The sequence below is a fragment of the Methylomonas sp. MED-D genome (genome assembly GCF_050276835.1).
Taxonomy (GTDB): Bacteria; Pseudomonadota; Gammaproteobacteria; order Methylococcales; family Methylomonadaceae; genus Methylomonas; species Methylomonas koyamae_A.
Genome location: NZ_CP189965.1, coordinates 2710087 through 2730341, shown reverse-complemented (window position 1 = coordinate 2730341; position 20255 = coordinate 2710087). Strand labels below are relative to the sequence as shown.

Genomic DNA, 20255 nt, shown 5'->3' with positions numbered 1-20255 from the left:
TGGAGGACGGTTCCGGAGCGAATAAAGCGGAGTGTGTGAAATGACCTATTCTTGCCGCCTTCAACCAAGCCTACACGCATTTCCCTGTATCACTAGCGGCTTGCCCGGTCCAGTGCCAGATTCAATCTCAACACATTGACTCTGGGTTCGCCGAACACCAGCCATTGCCGGCCTTCGGTATGTGCATCCACTAGTTCGCGCAACGTGGCTTCGTTAATTTTGCGGACCTTTGCGACCCGTTTGATCTGATATTCGGCAGCGGCGACGCTGATATGCGGATCCAGGCCGCTTCCGGATGCGGTGACCAGATCCACCGGCACCGGCGAGTGGTTGCCGTGATCGGCGTCTTTCAGCGCTTGTATCCTGGCGGCGACCACGTCAGCCAACGCCGGATTGGTCGGCCCCAGGTTGGAACCGCTGGAAGCGGCGGCGTTATAGCTATAGGGGCCCGTGGCCGAGGGCCGGCTCCAGAAATATTTCGGCTCGCTAAAAGTTTGGCCGATCAGTTCCGAACCGATCGGCTGGCCTTGCTGGTTTTTGATCAGGCTGCCATTGGCTTGCTCGCTGAACAAGGCTTGCGCCAGCACCGTCACCAGGGCCGGATAAGCGGCACCGGTCACCAGGGTCAGCAGGAACAGCATCATCGCTGCGGGTTTTAAGTAAGTAGTCATCATTTAATGCCTTAATAATTCTGTAAAAACGCCCTCTCGGCAAATGCTCCCGGCGTTGCTCTACCTCCTGCATCCTTGCAGTCGTCCACCAGGAGAGGGAACAAAGCTCTCGGTATTTGTTGTGCCTGGTTTACACCAGATTCATCGCAACCAAAATTAAATCAATCGCCTTGATGCCGATAAACGGCACGACCAAGCCGCCGACGCCGTAGACCAGCAAATTGTTTTGCAGCAGTTTTTCCGCACCGACCGGTTTATAGCTGATGCCTTTTAAAGCCAGCGGGATCAGCGCGATGATGATCAAGGCGTTAAAGATAACCGCCGACAGAATCGCGCTGGCCGGCGTCGCCAAACCCATCACGTTCAGCACGTTCAAGGCCGGATAGGTAGTGGCAAAGGCCGCCGGGATGATCGCGAAATATTTGGCGACATCGTTGGCGATACTAAACGTGGTCAGCGCGCCGCGCGTCATCAGCATTTGCTTGCCGGTTTCGACGATTTCGATCAGCTTGGTCGGGTTGGAATCCAGATCGACCATGTTGCCGGCTTCCTTGGCTGCCTGGGTGCCGCTGTTCATCGCCACCGCCACGTCGGCTTGGGCGAGGGCCGGGGCGTCGTTGGTACCGTCGCCGGTCATCGCCACCAAGCGGCCGTCGGTTTGATGTTGACGAATCAGATTCAGCTTGGCTTCCGGGGTGGCTTCGGCCAGGAAGTCGTCGACGCCGGCTTCGGCGGCAATCGCGGCGGCGGTCAGGCGGTTGTCGCCGGTGATCATGATGGTTTTAATGCCCATCTGCCGAAGTTCGATAAAACGTTCCTTGATGCCGCCCTTAACGATGTCCTTTAGTTCGATGACGCCCAGCGCTTTAGCGCCATCCGATACCACCAGCGGCGTGCTGCCCCGGCGCGCGACATCGTCGACCATTTTCTTAAGCTCTTGCGGCACCTTGCCGCCTTGTTCTTCGATATGTTGCCGAATCGAATCGGCCGCGCCCTTGCGGATTTGCCGGCCTTCCAGGTTGACGCCGCTCATCCGGGTCTGGGCGCTGAAATGCACGAAAGTGGCGCCCAGGGAATGGATATCGCGTTCGCGAATATTGTATTTTTGCTTCGCCAGTATCACAACGCTACGACCTTCGGGCGTTTCGTCCGCTAACGAGGCCAGTTGCGCGGCATCGGCCAGTTGGCGATCCGTCACGCCTTTGACCGGAAAAAAACCGGAGGCCTGGCGGTTACCCAAGGTGATCGTACCGGTTTTGTCCAACAGCAGCACATCGACGTCGCCGGCCGCTTCCACGGCCCGGCCGGAGGTGGCAATCACGTTTTTCTGCATCATCCGGCCGATGCCGGCCACGCCGATCGCCGACAGCAAACCGCCGATAGTGGTCGGAATCAAGCACACCAGCAAGGCCACCAACACGGTGACGCTGATCGGGTTGCCGGCACCGGCGGTCTGCACGCTGTACAGCGAGAAAGGCAGCAAGGTCACGGTCGCCATCAGGAACACCAGCGTCAACGCCACCAACAAAATGGTCAACGCAATCTCGTTGGGGGTTTTCTGGCGTTTGGCGCTTTCCACCATGCCTATCATGCGGTCCAGAAAGGTTTCGCCGGGATTGGTGCTGATACGCACCACTAGCCAGTCGGACAGCACTCGGGTGCCGCCGGTCACCGAGCTGAAATCGCCGCCGGACTCGCGGATCACCGGCGCGCTTTCACCGGTGATCGCGCTTTCGTCCACCGAGGCCACGCCTTCGATGACATCGCCGTCGCCGGGCACGAAATCGCCGGCTTCGATCAGCACCACATCGCCTTTGCGCAGACTGGAGCCTTCGACTTTGCTGTAGTTGCTGCCGTATTTGGCTTCATCCAGTTTTTTGGCGGCGATGTCGCGTTTGGCACTGCGCAAAAACGCGGCTTGGGCCTTGCTGCGGCCTTCCGCCACCGCTTCGGCGAAGTTGGCGAACAACACGGTGAACCACAACCACAGCGTGATGCTGAGGATAAAGCCGGCGGATTCTTCGCTTTCGCCGTTCAGCGCCTGCAACCACAACACACTGGTCAACCAGCTGCCGAGGTAGACCACGAACATCACCGGGTTTTTCCATTGTTGTTGCGGCGTCAGTTTGGCAAAAGCATCGAACAAGGCTTGTTGCAGAATTTGCGGGTCCAGTAAGGACGTTGAAACGGGTTTGCTAGTCATGGTGTTATCTCTATTCTGATGCGCCTTTGGGGGCAATCGGCGCTGCCATGGCGGGTTACGGTGCGCATAAAGATCATCGTTTGTCGGAGAACTTTCTGCCTTGCGCACCTAATCCACCCTAAATTTATTTGGTGGCCGTCATCTGCAAATGCTCGACGATAGGCCCCAAGGCCAAGGCCGGGACGAAGGTCAGCGCGCCGACCATCAGCACGGTGACGATCAATAAAACGGCAAACAACGGCGTGTGCGTCGGCAGGGTGCCGGGGCCGACCGGCACGGTCTTTTTAGCTGCCAAGGAACCTGCAATCGCCAACACCGGAATCATCAGCCAGTAGCGGGAAAACAGCATCGCCAGACCCAGCATGAAGTTATAGAACGGCACGTTGGCCGACAAACCGCCGAAGGCGCTACCGTTGTTATTACCGGCCGACGACCAGGCATACAGCACTTCGCTGAAACCGTGAGCGCCGGGGTTGAAGATCGAAGCTCTGCCGACCTCCAGCATCAGGCTCACCGCCGTGCCGCCCAATACCATCAAAGGCGGAATCAGGATAATGATGGCGGCCATTTTCATCTCATAGGCTTCGATTTTTTTGCCTAAATATTCCGGGGTGCGGCCTATCATCAGGCCGGCGATGAACACCGCGACGATGGCAAACACGAGCATGCCGTACAAGCCGGAACCGACGCCGCCGAAAATCACTTCGCCCAATTGCATCAGCCACATCGGCACCATGCCGCCGATCGGCGTAAAAGAATCGTGCATGGCGTTGACCGAGCCGTTGGATGCCGCAGTCGTCGCCACCGCCCATAGGCCGGAGTTGACGATACCGAAACGGCTTTCCTTGCCTTCCATATTGCCACCGGCCTGTTGGTTGGTGGCGGATTGATCGACGCCCAAGGCGGTTAAAGCCGGGTTGCCGTTTTGTTCGGCCGGCACCGTGACGAAAATCAGCGCGACAAACACCAAAGTCATTGCCCCAAGGATTACCCAGCCCTGGCGGGTGTCGCCGACCATCGCGCCAAAGGTATGGCACAGTGCTGCAGGGATCAGCAGGATGGCCAGCATTTCCAGGAAATTGGACAGCGGCGTCGGGTTCTCGAACGGATGAGCGGAGTTGACGTTAAAAAATCCGCCGCCGTTGGTACCCAATTGTTTGATAGCAACTTGCGAAGCCGCCGGCCCCATCGCTAGGGTTTGCGTTTGGGTGGACACGGTTTCGGTCACCGGTTTGCCATCGGCATCGACCATGGCTTTACCATCGGCATCCAGTTTCGGTGCGGAGTAGCTGACCGCTTCTTGCAAATTGACGGTTTGATATGGATTGAAGGTTTGCACCACGCCTTGACCGACCAATACCATCGCCAGCAAAAACGACAAGGGCAGCAAGATGTACAAGGTGCTGCGGGTCATGTCCACCCAGAAGTTACCGATGCTGGCGCTGTTGCGGCGATTAAAGCCGCGAATCAACGCCACCAGCACCGCCATGCCGCTGGCGGCCGAGACGAAGTTTTGTACGCTCAGGCCCAACATCTGGGTCAGATAACTCATTGTGGTTTCGCCGCCATAGCCTTGCCAGTTGGTGTTGGTGGCGAAGCTGACTGCGGTATTGAACGCCGAATCGGGCGTCACTGCCGCTAAGGCTTGCGGATTCAGCGGCAACACGTCCTGAAAACGTTGTAAGCAGTAAACCGCCAGTAATCCGAACAAATTGAACGCCAGCATCGCCAGCGCATATTGAGTCCAGCGCATTTCCTGTTCCGGATCGACGCCGCTCAGCCGGTAAAACAGTCTTTCAACGCCGCCGAACCAGCGGTTCAATCCGACGGATTCGTCTTGATAAACCCGTGCCATATAAGCGCCCAAAGGTTTGGCTAAAGCCAACAGCGTAAAGAGGTAAACGGCAATCTGTAAAAAACCTTGACCTGTCATCAGAATTTCTCCGGATAAAACAATGCCACGACCAAATAAACGAACACGGCCAGCGTCAAGCCGCCGCTTAGTAAATAAATCCAGCTCATGATTGCCCCCTCAACGCTTCGCACGCGCCGATCAATAATGCGGTCGCCACAAAGAACACCGCCGTTAACAGCAAATACGCAATATCCATTTGGATTACCTCGTTAAAATTGAAAAAACTACGATTGCAATCAGCCGCGATCGCCTGTTAAACAATGTACAAAACGACCGATAAAAAAGTCGTAAAAATAGCCATGCCGGATATAAATGGAATATAAAAATCAGAGTGCCGGAAGCACGCAACGGCCTTTTCGATCCTAACTGCGGCTACGACAGGGTTACGCCACGGAGACTTAAAAAGTGGGCATCGGCGCGGCTTTAGCCGGGATTAAGGGCGTCCGGACACCGGTATGTCTGCAGCGCCCAGCGACTTTTATAGTAACAAGATGGTCTGAAGTTAATCATCCATGTTGCGGCTGATTAAAGTCCATAGGGTACGCTGATAAATGCCGATATAATCGAAAAAATCAGGTAGTTATTAACGATGTTTCGCTCGACGATCGTTAAATCCGGTCCTAGCATCTGAGTCGATATTACTGGAAATGCTCGCCAAGCAAAATAATACGGTAGATAGAATAAATTCGCCGGACATAAATACAAACATTCCCGCCGTAAAGGTAATCGCGGTAAAAATATCTCTAGTTAAATTCTTCAATTTGCGCATTTTGCCCCCAAAAGGACTGTCGCTATCGATAAATACTCGATAGCCGTTAACCCCATCCCTTCACCGATCATTCAGCCGTCCTTGATGGCCTAGGGCTCAAGTTACCGAAACACGAATAAAAAGATCGTAAAAGTTAATAGTTCGCTTGTAAAGAAGATGTAAAACTGCTTGACGGATTACGTCTTTTGTCTGCCAATGTTGAATAGTTTGGCTGAGTTATTTTTCGGATAAGTCGCTGTAATTTAAGGCGGGAATTTTGACGGTCTTTGGACGTCGGTGTTTGGCTGGTGGAGTGGACATCAATTTAACCCTGAACAGAATCGGATTGTGTCCGTATGCATTGAAAGGACGATATAAGAATGCAACGGTATTGAAACGCATTGGTCGATGAAGGGCCGCGACGAGCCGCAACTCGGGCCGGGTAACGTGGCACCCGGCCCGAGCTTTGTAGAAAACGCTTCGTGCTAAAACTCCACTTTCACCGAACCTAAAAACGTCCTGGGCGCGCCGGGCATCGCCTGGTGGATGAATTGGCTATAGCCGTTGGCCGAGGCGATGTATTCCTTATCCAGCAGATTCTCGACGTTGAATTGGAAGGTCACGTTGGACGGGCCAATCTTGCGCCGGTAGCGCAGCATCGAATCGACGCGGGTATAGCCGGGGATTTCGTAGCTGTTGTTGACGTTGCCTTCGCGGCTGTCCACCAGATAAACGCCGGCGCCGGCGCTCAAGCCTTCCGCGCCCAGGTGGCTGAAATCGTAAGTCGACCACAAACTGGCGGTGTTGCGCGGAATGTTTTCCAAGCGGTCGCCAGTGCCGCCGACCCCGGTGAAGTCCCCGGTCAAGCCTTTGGTGACCACCGCGCCGATGTAGGTATAGGTGGCGATGACGTTCCAGGCGTCGGTCAATTGGCCTTGCAAATCGAACTCGATGCCGCGACTGCGCTGCGCGCCTATCGTGACGAAGTAATCGCTGAACGGCGCCGGCAGCGGCGATTTGACGTTCTTCTTGGTCAATTCGAAGAAGGCCAGATTGGCTTGCAATTTGCCGTTCCACCAGTTTCCTTTCATGCCGAACTCCATTTCGCGGGATTGCTCGGGATCGTAGGACGAACCGTTTAACGCAGTGCCGCTGTTGAACGCGTTAAAGCCTTTGACGAAGTTGACGTAAACGCCCAGCCAATCCAGCGGGTGGTACATCAAACCGATCCGCGGGCTGAAATAATCGTCGTCGGTTTTGTCGCCGAAACTATTGCGGTAGGTGGCGTTGTCGAAGCGGCCGCCGAGCAATAAATGCCAAGTATCGTTCCAAGCCAATTGGTCCTGCAGATAAATGCCGTACCACTCGTTATGTTCGATATTACCCAGCCTTAGCGGATCGTTCAGAAAGCCGGTAAAACCGTATTGCGGGTCGAACACGTTGATGGTCGGCACAGCGGTTCGGTAAGGGCTGCTGAAGTGTTTATCGGTCGAGTTGTAATAATCGGCGCCGAGCAACACGTTGTGTTGTATCGGTCCGGTTGCGAACCGGCCGGTGATGTCTATCGTGCCGTATTTGTTATCGAAATCCGTGGCGTTCTTCAAAAAGCCCCTGGCAATATCGCCGGAGCCGTTGGTCGTTTCGTTCGACGGCGTTTGCGCGGCGGCGCTGTCTTGCACCAGCGCGGAAAACTTGGCCCGCACCTTCCAGTCGTCGGTGAAAGCATGGGTCAGCGTAATACCTTGCTGGTAGGAGCGCTTGTTGCTGTAGTCGGTTGGCTCGTTGCCGTTGAAACTCAACGGAATCTTGCCGGGAATCGCGCCGGACAATTGCTGATCGTAAGGAATGCCGGAGTCGGCGATGCTGCGGCTGTCCTGGTAGATAAAGTCCAGATCAAGCTGGGTTTTATCGGTGATATGCCAGGTCAGGCTGGGTGCCAGAAAGTCGCGCTGATTGAAGATGTTGTTCCGGAACGAATTGCTGTCCAGATGTTCGTAATTCACCCGATAAGCCAGCGCGCCGTCTTCGGTGATTTTGTTGGTCGCGTCCAGCAGTGTCCGATAGGTATCGTAGGAGCCGAATTGTTGCTGCAGCGAGTAATAGGCGTCGCCGCGCGGCCGCTTGGTCACGACGTTGACCAGGCCGCCGGGTTGCGCTCGCCCGTATAGCATCGCGGCGGGACCTTTCAAGACTTCGACGCGCTCGGCGTTCGCCAGCGAGATCGGCATGTTGGGCGTCAGTACGCCGTCGCGATAAATATTGCCGACGCTGTTGATGCCGTTGGCAAAGCCGCGCAGATAAATGTTTTCGTTGGCGTCCGCGCCGAAACCCCAGTTTTTCGCCACGCCGCTGACGTTTTTCAAGACGTTTTCCAGGCCGATCGCCTGTTGATCTTCGATGACGGCTTTTGGTATCACTTGTACCGATACCGGCGTATCGAACTGCAACGTATCGGTTTTCGTGCCGGTGGTGGCATTCGGCAGTGCATAATCCTTGTTGTAGGGCGAAGCGGTGTCGTAGACGCCTTGGCCGGTCACCGTCACCGCCGGCATCGTCGCGGTGCCGTTGGACTGCGGCGTCGGCGCCGCCGGGGTTTTATCCAGCGTCACGGTCGAGGCGTTGCTGAAGCGGAAACTCAAGCCAGAGCCTTGCAGCAATTGGCGCAAGGCCTGTTCGGCGCTGAAAGTTCCTTTTAACGCCGGCGCTTGAACTTGATCGGCGAGCCGGCCTTCGTAAAGCACCTGCAAGCCGCTGATCGCCGAAAACCGTATCAACGCGCTGCTCAACGGTTGCGAAGCTATGTCGAAGCTCAGCGTCGTAGTCTCGGCGGTCGCAATCCCCGGTATCGTAACGGCGGAAATCAATACTACGGCGCGGGTCAATGAGTCCTGGTAAATCATCGTGCATTCTCCATAAGTGAACGGTATCGATTACCAAGACGCCGCGACCGCATCTGTACCCTTAGCGGCGGATGTAAAAAAGTTTCGGCCGCACGCGGTAGATGGGCTACGCCGACACTCGAAGTAGGGCGGGCATCAAGCGCGATAGGGCAGTGGTCTATCGGTTGGGGCTGGAAAGCTGCTACGAGGAAAGGCCCGAGCCGATCCGGCCAAAGGGTTACATAGCGGTAAAGTGGGCAAGCCGGCGGAAACCGCGCGGGTTCGCTGGGTTAGGGGACTGGGGGTTCGGCCAAAAGCTGCCTATCGTCATCGTTCCACCAATAGCAGGTAAGCACCTAAAAGCAGCCGCTTAACAATTTAAATCAGTCACCGCTTTCGGCGGGCGGTTGAGTTTGATTTGTTAAAATATTTCTAGTTCGCTCTAGGTAATTTTTTGCAGCTAAGAAATCCATATCTTCGTTGCTGCCCCTAGGGCCAGAATAAATATTTTTGGCGCATTCTGATTCAAGCATATTAGTGCATATATCTGGATTTATACCTCCATTAGGCAAAAAGTCTCCTTTATAGTCTAATAATTTGTATGTCGTCACAGCTAATGCATTGCCATTATGTAGGGGGAATACTGTTAAAACGAATGCGTCACCTAGCGTACGAGTTCCAACAATTTTTGCATTTCGCAAATCCCTCAAAGCTAGCGCAAAGGCCTCTGCTCCACTCGAAGTTTGACCATCTACCAATAATATAATACGATTTTTTGGAAATTTTGTAGCTGTGCCAGTTCGGATTTCAGGTTTTGGCACTTGTGTACGGTTAGATTCTTGTATCACAACTGAATCAGTAATAAATAAGTCCAAGTAAAGCCCAATTACATCTAAACTTCCTCCAGTATTACCCCTAATATCAATAACAATATCGAAGAGCGTTGGATTATATTTTAATTTTTCGGAAAAAATAGTTTCGTTTACGCGTTCAAAGCCATTATAAAAATCAACAATTCGAATATATAAAATATCGTTTTTAACTTCTTGTGCGAAAGTAATATTAGATTCATCTGTCCTGTGGAACTTGCTGTTTCGAAAGTTGTTCCGCCCAGCTTCTTGTTGGGTTGTGCCTCTAAAATCTTGCTGAAAATAAGAGCGCCCATCAATAGAAAACACCGCTCGATCAATAATACTAGTTTCGAGGGTGTTAAGATCAATATATGAAATTAATTTAGATAAAGACTTGGTATCATTAATTATTTTATATATAAGATCCCCGATACTAAGAGGCGCATTAATATTGTACTTCATCTGTTGATTTTTATAGGAAATAACAATTTCACTTTCTGTGTGGGTAAACTTAAAATCATTATCAAAGTTACTTAACGCGGCTATGCCTTGCTTAAATATTGTCGATTGATCTATAGGCAGCAAATGCTCTTTTTCAATTTTATTAAATATCTCTGTGAGCCCCTGGGGGCCTAAAGGTTTATAGATTTGCCTATCTTTAGCCGATATAGAAAAAGATAATGGAAACGACAGAATTATAATTATTATTTGTTTTTTTAAGGCTCTATAATTCATTGTTCACATTATTTTGATAATAGGCGCTAAACAAAGTCTGGTAAGTAAATGGTCTTAAGGCGCGCACAATGGGTAGGCTCGGATTGACCTGGCTTTGATTGACCACCCACCGCAACCAAGACCTTACCCATGTAATGAATCATATAAATTTAATTGATTTTCGCGCAGACACTATTTAGAAATTATATTCTGAGCTTCAATTGATCCATGAGAGGCTGCTTTTTTATACCAAGTAAGCGCCTCATCAGAATTGACATCAAGTCCGCCAAAGCCGTTATCATACATATAACCAAGCATATATTCTGCATTCGCGAATTCCTTTTTCGCGGATAAACGAAGCCATTTGACGGCTTCTTTGAAGTCAATATTTCCAGCATAACCTTTGAAATAAAAATACCCTACTCTAAACTGAGCTGAAGGATCGCCCTGATTCGCTGCCAGACGATACCATTTTAATGCTTTATTATAATCCTGATTAACACCTAATCCATCTTCATATGCAACTGCTAAATTTACCTGCGCACCAATATTTCCCTGTTCCGCTGATTTACGTGTCCATTGGGCAGCTAGAACGAGATTCTTATTTACACCCAAACCATTTAGATATGCGTAACCAAGCTTTTGCTGTCCTTCAGTTTGACCCTGTTCAGCTCCTTGTCTGTAGTACTCTACTGCTTTGACAAGGTTTTTCTTTACCCCTTCTCCAATGAAATAGAGGTTTCCAAGTGCCACTTGCGCATCCGCCCCCCCTAGGGCGGCTCCACTTTGAAACCACTTTGCTGCAATCGATTGATTTTTAATGACTCCGCTACCAATATTGTAAGCGACACCAATCTCATAGTGCGATTCAGGAAGCCCTAAATCTGCAGCCTTATGAAACATTTTTAATGCTAACTCTTTATCTGTCTTGCCTCCATAACCCTTTGCGTAAAGTATTCCTAAATTGTGAGTTGCTTTAGGGTGGTCGTGCTCAAATGCTTTTGTATACCATTCTCTTGCTTTTATATAGCTTTGATCAACGCCTAAACCTTTTTCAAATCGATAACCTAAGTTAAATTGGGCCTCTGGGAATCCTTGTATTGCGGACTTATTGTACCAATATAGTGCATTTTCATCGCTCTGGGGCACACCATCCCCGAGAGCATATAATACTCCAAGCGCATTTTGAGATTGAGGTTCCCCTTTTTCTGCGGCCTTCTTATACCAAATTGCAGCTTCTTTGGGATCCTTTTTAGTGCCGAATCCAAAGTCATACATACTTCCCAACATATATTGCGCATTTAGTACACCTTCTACTGCAGCCTCCTTATACAATTGAAACGCTTTATCATAATCTTTATTTCCCAAGCCACCCGAATAATACAAATTGGCTAAATTGAGTTTGGCATTAGGCTCACCTAATTTGACACCCTCAAGATATAATTCCTTGGATTTTTCTATATTTATCTCTGTTCCGAAACCAAATTCGTGTAAGTAGCCTAATAACGAATAAGCCTCTATATATTTATTGTTTACAGCTTTTTCGCACCAAACTTTGGAAGTGGAATAGTCTCTCTGTGTAAGTTCACCATTAGCAAATATCACTGCCATTTTATATTGGGCTTTCGGAAGATCACTATTCGCCGATGATTCATACCACTTAATAGCTAGATTTGAATTTTTTTCAACAGAATACCCGTTTTCGTATGCAAGACCTAAGTAATACTGGGATTCAGGATGGCCGGCGTTTGCAAGCCTATGAAGCTCATCCATTACAGATGCATAATTTTCATTGTTAATTGCCGCTAGTATTGGCTGCCATTGTTCGTCAATAGTGTTAACTTTTATTGATTTTTCTGTATCCTTGATGTCTATATTTTCGGTTTGAACAGTTGTACAACCAGATACAAACACCATACACAACAGCGCGAAATTATAATTTTTCATTGTTCCATAATTATTTTATTAAACTTATAAGGCATAACAAGTTATTGTCTATGTCCACATAATTTGTACACTAGGCCAATCATTTGAGTCAATTTCTTTGAAGAGCCCTTGAAGTTCTAAACGGGGTAACATGCATTTTTGACATGATAACTGGGTCTGGAACACTTCAACGACTGGACCGCTAGTGACAAATACTTGAATGATTTTAAATGTCTGCTCTTCATAAACTTGCTGCCCTTCGTAAAATTTATCTAATAGTCAGCTTGGGGTCGTTAGCTGCCAACTAAACTTCCTAAACGCAACGAGCCGCAATCATAGCGCATGGAAAAATGTCCGCGCGAAGTCGTTAGTGGCTATTCTATGCTGTTTTTAATTTATAGACTATCCTTTCCAACGCTCAAGGAGGGCGCGCCTCTGCTAATCCACTAGCTTTTCCGCTTAAGTTAGCTCGCTGGCGAGCGAATAGGCGCGCATCTCAACGCGGCTGGCGGTAAGCCGCTTTGCTTGCCCGTCCCTGAACGGTTTTTACACGTGTTTCCAACGTTGGGGGGCAACCGCTGCAGACCACGGCTGGCAAGGCTTCCGGCGATTTGCCGTTCACGGAGCCGTAGAAACACGACACGGAACGTTGGAAGGACGTCACGGAAGGCTGGAAGGACGTCACGGAAGCCTGGAAACACGTCACGGAACCTTGGAAGCACGTCACTGGACAGCGGAAGGACGTGTTTCCAACATAAAAATACGGCATGGAAACGCCGACACCCTCGTCGCGGGCGTTGCCGGTGGCGAAACTGGAGTAGGTGGGCGGATACAATTCATTCATCGAGGAATTTAACATGCCCAAATCCACGTTTATCCCGAACGCCGATCACGACTTTCTGGCCTGGTTCGACCATTTCCTGGCCAATCTGAAACCCGAACACGGCGTGGCGGACGCCGACTTGGCGGCGCTAACGGCGGCGAACGCCGATTTTCACGATAAGTCGCGGCTGGCCGGCAACGCCGCCGCGCTCGCCAAGCAGGCCACCGCCGACAAGAGCGACAGTCGTAAAGCGTCCGAAAACCTGATTCGGGCGGAAGTGCGGCGCATCAAGGCGCGCGCCAATTACACCGACGGTATCGGTGCGCAATTGGGTATCGACAGCAGCAACCGGGCCGGCGATCTGTCCACGGCCAATCCCAAATTGAGCGGCAACGATCAAACCGGTGGCGTGGTGGTACTGAGTTTTGTGAAGCACCGCAGCGATGGCGTGAATCTCTATTGCCAGCGCGACATCGACACCGACTGGGTGTTGTTGGGCCGCGCCACCGTTTCGCCCTTCGTCGATCGCCGGCCGCTGCTGACGCCCGGCAAGCCGGAACTGCGCCGCTACACCGCCGTGTTCATGTCCAAGGACCAGGAAGTTGGTCAGTACAGTCAGGAACTGGTGGTGAATTGCGCACCGTGAGTGCCGGGGCATTTATTAACCCGGCCCTATTTATCACTGGTATCCGTTGGGCTGAGCTTGTCGGGCGAAGCACTGTAGCGCGCCCATCGACAGGCTCAGGGAGAACGGTATTTAAAGGCCGGGTTAGTAATACAACAACACCCAATCGCCCGGTAAATGCGCGGCTCGCGCGTTGAGAGTGGCTTGCAAGGCATCGACGACAGCGGCGGAATTTCCGACGTTGAACACGCCGCTGACGATGCGTCCGCCCAGTTCGCCGCTGACCGCGACGATGCGGCCCGCGCGGTAGCGGTTGACTTCGGCCAACACCTCGTTCAACGGCTGCTGCTGGAATACCACTTGGTGGCGGCGCCAGGCCAGGCTGTCGTCGTTGGTCAGGCGTTGCGGGGCTTGCAAGCGGCCTTGCTTGAATTCGATGCGCTGCATCGCGCGCACCGCTTGCGCGCCCACGCCGTCGCCGACTTCCACGGTGCCTTCGGCGACGGTCACGGCCAAGTCCGCGCCGGACTTTTTCACGCCATAGGCGGTGCCGACCGCGCGGGCTTCGGCATGGCCGCCGTCCACGATAAAGGGTTTGGCCGGGTCGGGCGCCACTTCGAAAAACGCTTCGCCGCGCAGCAACACGACGCGCCGTTCGCGGGCGCCGAACCGGATCGCTAGCGCGGTGTCGGTATTCAACATGATTCGCGAGCCGTCCGCCAGCGTCACATTGGTTTGCTGTCCGGGGCCGGTGCGGTAGTCGCTGCGCCAATCCTGAATCCGCGCCGGCAACAGCCAGGCCATCATGAGCAGCGCCGCGCTCGCGCCGGCCAGATAGCGGCGGAATGGGATTGCGGCTCTCGGGGGCGGCGATGGGGCAGGGCGGGATTCCGCTTGCAGGCGTTCGGTCACCCGTTCCGCCGGCAATTGCAGCAAACTCCACAATTGGCGGGTGCGCTCGTAGGCCTGCGCATGGCGTTGATCCGCCGCGTACCAGGCCTGAAATCGGCGGCGCTCGTCGTCGCTGGCGTCGGCGTCTTGCAGGCGGGCGAACCAGGCATCGGCTTGGTCGGCGATCGATCGCGGGTGTTGGTCGGACATGCGCTGGGCGGCTCGAAAATGACGGTAACGAAATAATGCCAGTTTTACTCGGCAAGCGGAAACGGACGGCGGCAGCTCACAACCAATCCATGCGTTCCTTCAATAATTTGATCGCTTTGTACATGTGAGCTTCGACCGTGCGCGGCGAAATGTTTAGTTCGTCGGCGATTTCGGCGTAGCTCTTGCCGTCGACCCGACAGGCTAGAAACACGGTCCGGCATTGTTGCGGCAGCGCGTAGATAAAGCGTTCCATCCTGGCCAGTTGCTGTTGCGCGGCGACGGCGGAATCCGGTTGCGGCGCCCGGCAAGCGATCGAGTCTTCGATAGGTCCGTAGTCGCGGGCTTCGGAGCGGGCCAGGCCGCGCAAATAATCCAGAGCCAGATTATTGGCTATCCGGAACAAAAACGCCCGCAAATCCAGAATTTCTTCACCGCCGCGGTATCTGGCGATACGCAAATAGGTTTCCTGGGTCAAGTCGTCCGCCGCGGTCGGACAACTGACTTTGCGGGCCAAGAATTGGCGGATTTCGCTTTGGTGGCGTAAAAACGCGTCCAGCAATAGGGGTTCGCTAACCGTGGACATGCAGTTCGAATCGGCAATGGAATGGTCGCTTTCAGCAAATTACAGGCCACTTTTTGCGGTCGGCGAGCGCCAGATAGAGCCTATACCCGGAGATCAGCTGGAGCGTTGCAAACAAAAAAGTGCGGCATATGACGTATCGAGTGTGTGATATGCCGTATTTGTTTTATTTAGGATCGGGCCTCCGGCCGACCAAACCGGACCGGCCAAAAAACTCGGTTAGCCGGTAACCACGGATTATCGTGGGCCGAGGGATTGATGTCGGCATCGAAGCGGGTGAGTGGCTTGGCTTTTGCTATATTATCCGCCTGGTTTCTCCGATCTTCTCGCCGACCATGACTATCAAAAGCCTTTTCGAGCAATTGTTTCACAGTCATTCCAAGGAATTGGTGTACTTCGCCGGTCAGCGCGCCGCCGAGGTGGCGGAAGATGTGGTGCAGGAGTCGTTTCTAAGATTGATGCAGCATCCCGAGCCGCAAACCATCGAAAATCATCGCGCGTATCTTTACAAATTGACCGGCAATGCGCTGATCGATTACCAGCGCAAGCTCGCGGTCCGCGAACGTTACCACGGCGAAGTCGAGGACTTGGATAGCCTGCCGGCGGATGCGCCGGGTCCGGATGTCAGCCTGCACCACCAACAAATTCTGCAGGGCGTCATGCGCGCGTTGGACGAGCTGCCGCCGCTGCAACGCAGCATCTTCCTGTTGCATCGCGTCGACGGACTGACCTACCTGCAAATCGGCAAACTGCTCAGGATGTCGCGCAGCAACGTCGAACGCCAATTTTACGCGGCGCTGGAATACTGCTTTGCGGCCGCGTTGGCCGGCAAACGTTGAATTCTTAGGTTGTGCCGTCATGAGCCTCGCCAGTCTGACCGAATCTCAACGCCAAGCTCTGCAATGGTTGTCGCGCTTGCGCGGCGACGCGGACGAAACCGAACGCCGGCAATTCGAAGATTGGCTCGGCGGGTCGCCGGAACATGCCGAGGCTTACCAACAAGTTCAACAATTCTGGCAACAGCTCGGCGATTTACCCGATGTGGCTGGCAAGCAGCTGGACGCCGCGCGTGGCTTCGTTCGCCATAGCCAGTTGGCCCGCCGGCGGCGCAATGCCGCTTTGATCGCCGTCGGGTTCGCCGTCGCGTTGGGTTTTCAGTACCCGGAACCCTTACAAAAATTGGCGGCGGCTCGTTACCAAACCGACATTGGCCAGCGCCGGACCCTGGTCTTGGCTGATGGCGGCCGCATCGAACTGAATACCGCGACGCGATTGCGGATCGACCGTTTCGGCGCGCGCACGGTCTGGCTGGAGCAGGGCGAAGCCTGGTTCAGCGTCGCTCACGATGCCGAGCACCCTTTCGAAGTGCGGGTGGGCGCCGGGCGCATCCGCGACGTCGGCACGCAATTCAACGTCGCGATCGACCGCGAGAACACGACGGTCGCGGTGGTCGAAGGCGAAGTGGCGTTGAGCGTGCCCGGTAAGCCGGCGCTGGCGCTGACGGCCGGTCTGCAAGCCGGTTTTAGCGCCGACGGAAATCTGCGGGCGCCCAGTGTCGCCGACGCCGCCAGCGGCGCTTGGCGCGACGGTACGCTGATCTTCAAACGCCAACCCTTGCCGGAAGTGTTGCGCCAACTGTCGCGCTATCACGCGGTCGAATTCAAGCTGACGGACAGCCAATTGCAAACCGTGACGGTTAGCGGCCGCTTTTCCACGTCCGATTTGAACGAGAGTTTAAGCACCTTGCAAAACGGTTTGGCGGCGCGGATTGTCAGGGAAGGGGATGGCACGATCCTAATCAGCGCCAAGCAATGACCCTAAAAAGAGCAGTTTGGCGATGAAAAATCCCGTTCGTCCTGAGCTTGTCGAAGGGCGCGCGGGACTTTTCATTCACCCGTTTGGTGAGTGTATTGCGAGCCGTCCATGCTTCGACATTGCTCAGCACGAACGGCCCGCAATACACGCCAACTGCCCTTTTTAGGATGACGGACCAGGGCCGTCGCTAACCGAACCAGTCTAGTGCTTCGCTTCGCGGCGGCCCTGGTATCATGAGGGATTTAACCGCTCAGGAGCCGCGCATGAATCCCTTGTTCGATCCCATCCGTATCGGCGACATTGAATTGCCCAACCGCATCGTGATGGCGCCGCTGACCCGTTGCCGCGCCAGCGCCGGCCGCGTGCCGAATGCGCTGATGGCGGACTATTACGCTCAACGAGCGAGTGCCGGCCTGATCATCAGCGAAGCCACTTGCGTTAGCCCGCAAGGCGTCGGCTACCCGGATACGCCGGGCATCTGGTCGCCGGAACAAATCGACGGCTGGCGCGGCGTGACCGACGCGGTACACGCCGCCGGCGGGTGCATGTTGTTGCAACTGTGGCATGTCGGCCGGATTTCTGATCCGTATTATCTGGACGGCGCCTTGCCGGTCGCGCCCAGCGCGATTGCCGCGCCAGGTCACGTCAGCCTGCTACGGCCGATGCGCGATTACGTGACGCCGCGGGCCTTGGCGTTGGACGAAATTCCCGCAATTATCGAAGCCTTTCGCCAAGGCGCGGCCAATGCCGAACTGGCCGGTTTCGACGGCGTCGAAATTCACGCCGCCAACGGCTATTTGCTCGACCAATTCCTGAAAGACAGCACCAATCGCCGTGACGATGCCTACGGCGGACCGGTGGAAAACCGCGCTCGTTTGCTGCTGGAAGTGGCCGACGCGGCGATTTCGGTGTGGGGCGCCGGCCGGGTTGGCGTGCATCTGTCGCCGCGTTGCGACATGCACGGCATGGGCGACGCCAACCCGCCGGCGACCTTCGCTTACGTCGCCGAACAATTGGGCCAACGCAAACTTGCCTTCATCTTTACCCGAGAAGCGCAAGGTCCCGACGCGATCAGTCCGGCGTTGAAACGCCGTTTCGGCGGCGCGTTGATCGCCAACGAAAACTTCACGGCCGAAAGCGCGGTACAAGCCATCGCCAATGGCGATGCCGACGCGGTGTCGTTCGGCAAACACTTCATCGCCAACCCGGACCTACCGCGCCGCATAGCACTTGGCGCGCCGTTGACCCCGTTCGACGCCGCGACCTTTTATCTGTACGGCGACGAAGGTCCGAGCAAGGGCTATACGGATTATCCGGTGTTGGCCTCCGACTGACGGGACGCAATATTGCCGATCGCTTTAAGGCGACTCGCCCCCGCCGGCCGCATATACCAACGCGGCGGCCGATTTCAGCAAATCGGCCCGGCTGTCGATTTCGGTGTAGCGGGCTCGGGCCAGATCCTTTTGCGCGGACAGCAGCTCGATGACGGTGGAAAAGCCGTGCCGGTAGGATTCCTGGGTCGCCGCGTAGGACTCCTCGGCGGCGCGTAGCAGGGCCAGCGCGAATTCGCGTTTTTCCAACGCGGTTTTGGTGTCGGCGTAGGTTTGCCAGATATGGCGCATGATCTCCAGACGCAAGCTGTCGATCTGCGCTTCGCCGGCCCGGCGTTTGGCTTCGGCCTCGTCCACCGCGCCGCGGCGTTCGAAGCCGTCGAACAAATTCCATTCCAGATTCAGCATCGCGCTGCCGACCAGATTGTCCGACGAATAATGCCGCCGGCTTGGCGGATCGGTCTGCACGTCGCCCCAATACTGATTGCCGATGCTGCCTTTCAACGACAGCTTGGGCCAATACTCGGCGCGGGCTTTTCTCACCTCCGCTTCGCGGGCGCGCAGTTCGGCCAGCTTGGCCTGCAAATCCGGGCGCTGCTCCAGGGCCTGGTCGACGATTTTTTCCACCGACGGCGCCAAGGTGTCGGGCAACGGCACCTGACTCAGATCGATCAGAGACAGTTCGACCGACGGCGACAAACCGGCGCTGGTGGTCAGCGCCGCTCTGGTCTGAGTCACGGCGCCGCGCGCATCCTGCCAATCGTAATTGGCCTTGGCTTGTTCCTGCAGGGCCAGCAGCAAATCGGGCCGCGTCGCGAAACCTTGCGACAGTTTGGCATTGACCGCATCGGCGTTGGCCTTGGCGGCGGTAAATGTTTGCTCCGCCGCCGCGACTTTGGCGATTGCCGCCTGATAGGCGAAGAAACTGTCGGCGACGCGGTAGGCGATCTCCTGGTGTTTGCGGCCGAAGCCGAATTGAGCCGCTTCGAAGCGCTCCAGACTGGCTTCGTCCAAGGCCTCGCGGCGGCCGAAGTCGAACAGGGTCCAAGCCAATTCGGCGCCGCCGAAAGTCCCGACGCCGGTGCTGACCAGCGTGCTTTGCGGAATCGGGATGCTGGTCTTGAAATATTGGCCGAAGGCCAACGCGGTCAGTTTCGGGTACCAGCTGGCGGCTTCCCGTTCGACTCTGGCGGCGGCCGCTTTGGCGTCTTCCCAGCTGAGCCGGGTTTCCGGATGGTTTTGCAGCGCCATGTCGATTAGGGCCGGCAGATCGTAACGTTGCCGCACATTCGGCGCGGCGGATGGGCTGGGCGCCTTCTCCACGGACGGCAGCGGATGGCTAACACGGTATTCGGACCAGCGCACCACCGGCGCTTGTTGCGGTTCGCCGGCGTCGGGGTGCCGGTGCGCGACGGGCGGCGCACAGGCGGTGCTTATCGACAACAGCAACGGCAGGCAGCATTTAAATCGTAACGGGCGGCCGGGACTAAAATCGGCGGGCCGAACGCGCGGTACAGGCGGAAACGCGGAAACTGACTGAGTCAAAAAATTCGCCACCATTAGAAGGAAATGCTTATATAGTAACGGAAGCGCCACTGCGAATGTGGCAACAAATTGCCAACGAATATTGAACAATATCGTTGTATCAAACCGATTGTAGCGCTTTACAATAACGATGTTTGAAATCGTATCGGTGGTTGCGCCTGGCACGGCTAACAGCCTATCGGGGGTTTTACAACAGCCGCGTTCGCGATAGTCCGTTTTTTCCATAACGCCAACGTTTCGCATTGAGGGCCGTCATGACTCCGTTTCGTTTGTTTAGATCATTCCCGCTGGCGTATTCGGCGCCGCTATTGCTGGCCGGCTGCGATCCGATGTTGAGCCTGCACGGTTCGTTTTGGCCGGCCTGGATCATCTGCATTTTGACCGGTTTGGCCGCCAGCGTGGCGTTGATGTGGCAATTGGCGCGTGTCGGCTTGGCGCCGCATCTGGGGCCGCCGTTGTTGATCGCTCCCAGCCTGTGGGCATTATGCACCTTCGTGATTTGGTTGTTGTTTTACGCAAGTTGAGGCC

15 protein-coding genes are annotated in these 20255 nt (G+C 54.6%); 5 read left to right on the top strand and 10 right to left on the bottom strand.

Annotated elements, in window-relative coordinates:
* Positions 1 to 92: 92 nt before the first annotated feature.
* From kdpC to ACQE3E_RS12005, 7 genes are all read right to left on the bottom strand, one after another.
* Complete coding sequence (kdpC, locus tag ACQE3E_RS12035) at positions 93 to 674, bottom strand: potassium-transporting ATPase subunit KdpC (protein WP_427500579.1); 582 nt, start codon at positions 672 to 674, stop codon at positions 93 to 95.
* A 127-nt stretch (positions 675 to 801) separates the two neighbouring features.
* Entirely contained in the window at positions 802 to 2874 is a 2073-nt protein-coding gene (gene kdpB, locus ACQE3E_RS12030) for a potassium-transporting ATPase subunit KdpB (protein WP_313727800.1), read from the bottom strand.
* Between the two features lie 124 nt (positions 2875 to 2998).
* Positions 2999 to 4807, bottom strand: coding sequence for a potassium-transporting ATPase subunit KdpA (gene kdpA / locus ACQE3E_RS12025; RefSeq protein WP_313727801.1), 1809 nt, complete (start codon positions 4805 to 4807; stop codon positions 2999 to 3001).
* Positions 4807 to 4896: a potassium-transporting ATPase subunit F gene (locus tag ACQE3E_RS12020; RefSeq protein WP_064025021.1), complete on the bottom strand. Its 90-nt coding sequence runs from the start codon at positions 4894 to 4896 to the stop codon at positions 4807 to 4809. The genes kdpA and ACQE3E_RS12020 overlap by 1 nt, the downstream gene beginning before the upstream one ends.
* A gap of 1126 nt (positions 4897 to 6022) precedes the next feature.
* Positions 6023 to 8437, bottom strand: a complete 2415-nt coding sequence (locus ACQE3E_RS12015) for a TonB-dependent siderophore receptor (protein ID WP_427500578.1) — start codon at positions 8435 to 8437, stop codon at positions 6023 to 6025.
* Between the two features lie 362 nt (positions 8438 to 8799).
* Positions 8800 to 10002 carry a S41 family peptidase gene (locus ACQE3E_RS12010; RefSeq protein WP_427500577.1) on the bottom strand — a complete coding sequence of 401 codons (1203 nt, stop codon included), beginning with the start codon at positions 10000 to 10002 and terminating at the stop codon, positions 8800 to 8802.
* A 171-nt stretch (positions 10003 to 10173) separates the two neighbouring features.
* Positions 10174 to 11928: an SEL1-like repeat protein gene (locus ACQE3E_RS12005; RefSeq protein WP_427500576.1), complete on the bottom strand. Its 1755-nt coding sequence runs from the start codon at positions 11926 to 11928 to the stop codon at positions 10174 to 10176.
* An 836-nt stretch (positions 11929 to 12764) separates the two neighbouring features.
* Between ACQE3E_RS12005 and ACQE3E_RS12000 the strand changes: the two genes are divergently transcribed.
* Positions 12765 to 13376 (top strand): hypothetical protein, encoded by a 612-nt coding sequence (locus ACQE3E_RS12000; RefSeq protein ID WP_427500575.1) that lies wholly within the window; start codon positions 12765 to 12767, stop codon positions 13374 to 13376.
* A 123-nt stretch (positions 13377 to 13499) separates the two neighbouring features.
* Here ACQE3E_RS12000 and ACQE3E_RS11995 read toward each other — a convergent pair whose 3' ends face one another.
* Together ACQE3E_RS11995 and ACQE3E_RS11990 are read right to left on the bottom strand one after the other, a co-directional pair.
* Positions 13500 to 14456 (bottom strand): FecR family protein, encoded by a 957-nt coding sequence (locus ACQE3E_RS11995; protein ID WP_427500574.1) that lies wholly within the window; start codon positions 14454 to 14456, stop codon positions 13500 to 13502.
* Between the two features lie 76 nt (positions 14457 to 14532).
* Entirely contained in the window at positions 14533 to 15039 is a 507-nt protein-coding gene (locus ACQE3E_RS11990; RefSeq protein WP_313727806.1) for an RNA polymerase sigma factor, read from the bottom strand.
* A gap of 332 nt (positions 15040 to 15371) precedes the next feature.
* On the opposite strand from ACQE3E_RS11990, the gene ACQE3E_RS11985 reads away from it, so the two are divergent.
* From ACQE3E_RS11985 to ACQE3E_RS11975, 3 genes are all read left to right on the top strand, one after another.
* A complete protein-coding gene (locus ACQE3E_RS11985; protein WP_427500573.1) occupies positions 15372 to 15875 on the top strand; it encodes an RNA polymerase sigma factor in 504 nt (167 codons plus the stop codon).
* A 19-nt stretch (positions 15876 to 15894) separates the two neighbouring features.
* Positions 15895 to 16851, top strand: a complete 957-nt coding sequence (locus tag ACQE3E_RS11980; RefSeq protein ID WP_427500572.1) for a FecR family protein — start codon at positions 15895 to 15897, stop codon at positions 16849 to 16851.
* Positions 16852 to 17114: 263 nt separating this feature from the next.
* Entirely contained in the window at positions 17115 to 18185 is a 1071-nt protein-coding gene (locus tag ACQE3E_RS11975) for an alkene reductase (RefSeq protein ID WP_427500571.1), read from the top strand.
* 24 nt (positions 18186 to 18209) lie between these two features.
* On the opposite strand, the gene ACQE3E_RS11970 is transcribed toward ACQE3E_RS11975, so the two are convergent.
* The gene (locus ACQE3E_RS11970) at positions 18210 to 19625 is read right to left on the bottom strand and encodes a TolC family protein (RefSeq protein WP_427500570.1); all 1416 of its coding nucleotides are present in this window, start codon (positions 19623 to 19625) and stop codon (positions 18210 to 18212) included.
* Between the two features lie 356 nt (positions 19626 to 19981).
* Between ACQE3E_RS11970 and ACQE3E_RS11965 the strand changes: the two genes are divergently transcribed.
* A complete protein-coding gene (locus ACQE3E_RS11965; protein ID WP_064030395.1) occupies positions 19982 to 20251 on the top strand; it encodes a YtcA family lipoprotein in 270 nt (89 codons plus the stop codon).
* Positions 20252 to 20255: the final 4 nt, after the last annotated feature.

What these genes read in the sequence shown, in the direction of transcription:
- kdpC (WP_427500579.1), bottom strand. Translation starts at nt 674, where the DNA reads ATGATGACTACTTACTTAAAACCCGCAGCGATGATGCTGTTCCTGCTG.
- kdpB (WP_313727800.1), bottom strand. Translation starts at nt 2,874, where the DNA reads ATGACTAGCAAACCCGTTTCAACGTCCTTACTGGACCCGCAAATTCTG.
- kdpA (WP_313727801.1), bottom strand. Translation starts at nt 4,807, where the DNA reads ATGACAGGTCAAGGTTTTTTACAGATTGCCGTTTACCTCTTTACGCTG.
- ACQE3E_RS12020 (WP_064025021.1), bottom strand. Translation starts at nt 4,896, where the DNA reads ATGAGCTGGATTTATTTACTAAGCGGCGGCTTGACGCTGGCCGTGTTC.
- ACQE3E_RS12015 (WP_427500578.1), bottom strand. Translation starts at nt 8,437, where the DNA reads ATGATTTACCAGGACTCATTGACCCGCGCCGTAGTATTGATTTCCGCC.
- ACQE3E_RS12010 (WP_427500577.1), bottom strand. Translation starts at nt 10,002, where the DNA reads ATGAATTATAGAGCCTTAAAAAAACAAATAATAATTATAATTCTGTCG.
- ACQE3E_RS12005 (WP_427500576.1), bottom strand. Translation starts at nt 11,928, where the DNA reads ATGAAAAATTATAATTTCGCGCTGTTGTGTATGGTGTTTGTATCTGGT.
- ACQE3E_RS12000 (WP_427500575.1), top strand. Translation starts at nt 12,765, where the DNA reads ATGCCCAAATCCACGTTTATCCCGAACGCCGATCACGACTTTCTGGCC.
- ACQE3E_RS11995 (WP_427500574.1), bottom strand. Translation starts at nt 14,456, where the DNA reads ATGTCCGACCAACACCCGCGATCGATCGCCGACCAAGCCGATGCCTGG.
- ACQE3E_RS11990 (WP_313727806.1), bottom strand. Translation starts at nt 15,039, where the DNA reads ATGTCCACGGTTAGCGAACCCCTATTGCTGGACGCGTTTTTACGCCAC.
- ACQE3E_RS11985 (WP_427500573.1), top strand. Translation starts at nt 15,372, where the DNA reads ATGACTATCAAAAGCCTTTTCGAGCAATTGTTTCACAGTCATTCCAAG.
- ACQE3E_RS11980 (WP_427500572.1), top strand. Translation starts at nt 15,895, where the DNA reads ATGAGCCTCGCCAGTCTGACCGAATCTCAACGCCAAGCTCTGCAATGG.
- ACQE3E_RS11975 (WP_427500571.1), top strand. Translation starts at nt 17,115, where the DNA reads ATGAATCCCTTGTTCGATCCCATCCGTATCGGCGACATTGAATTGCCC.
- ACQE3E_RS11965 (WP_064030395.1), top strand. Translation starts at nt 19,982, where the DNA reads ATGACTCCGTTTCGTTTGTTTAGATCATTCCCGCTGGCGTATTCGGCG.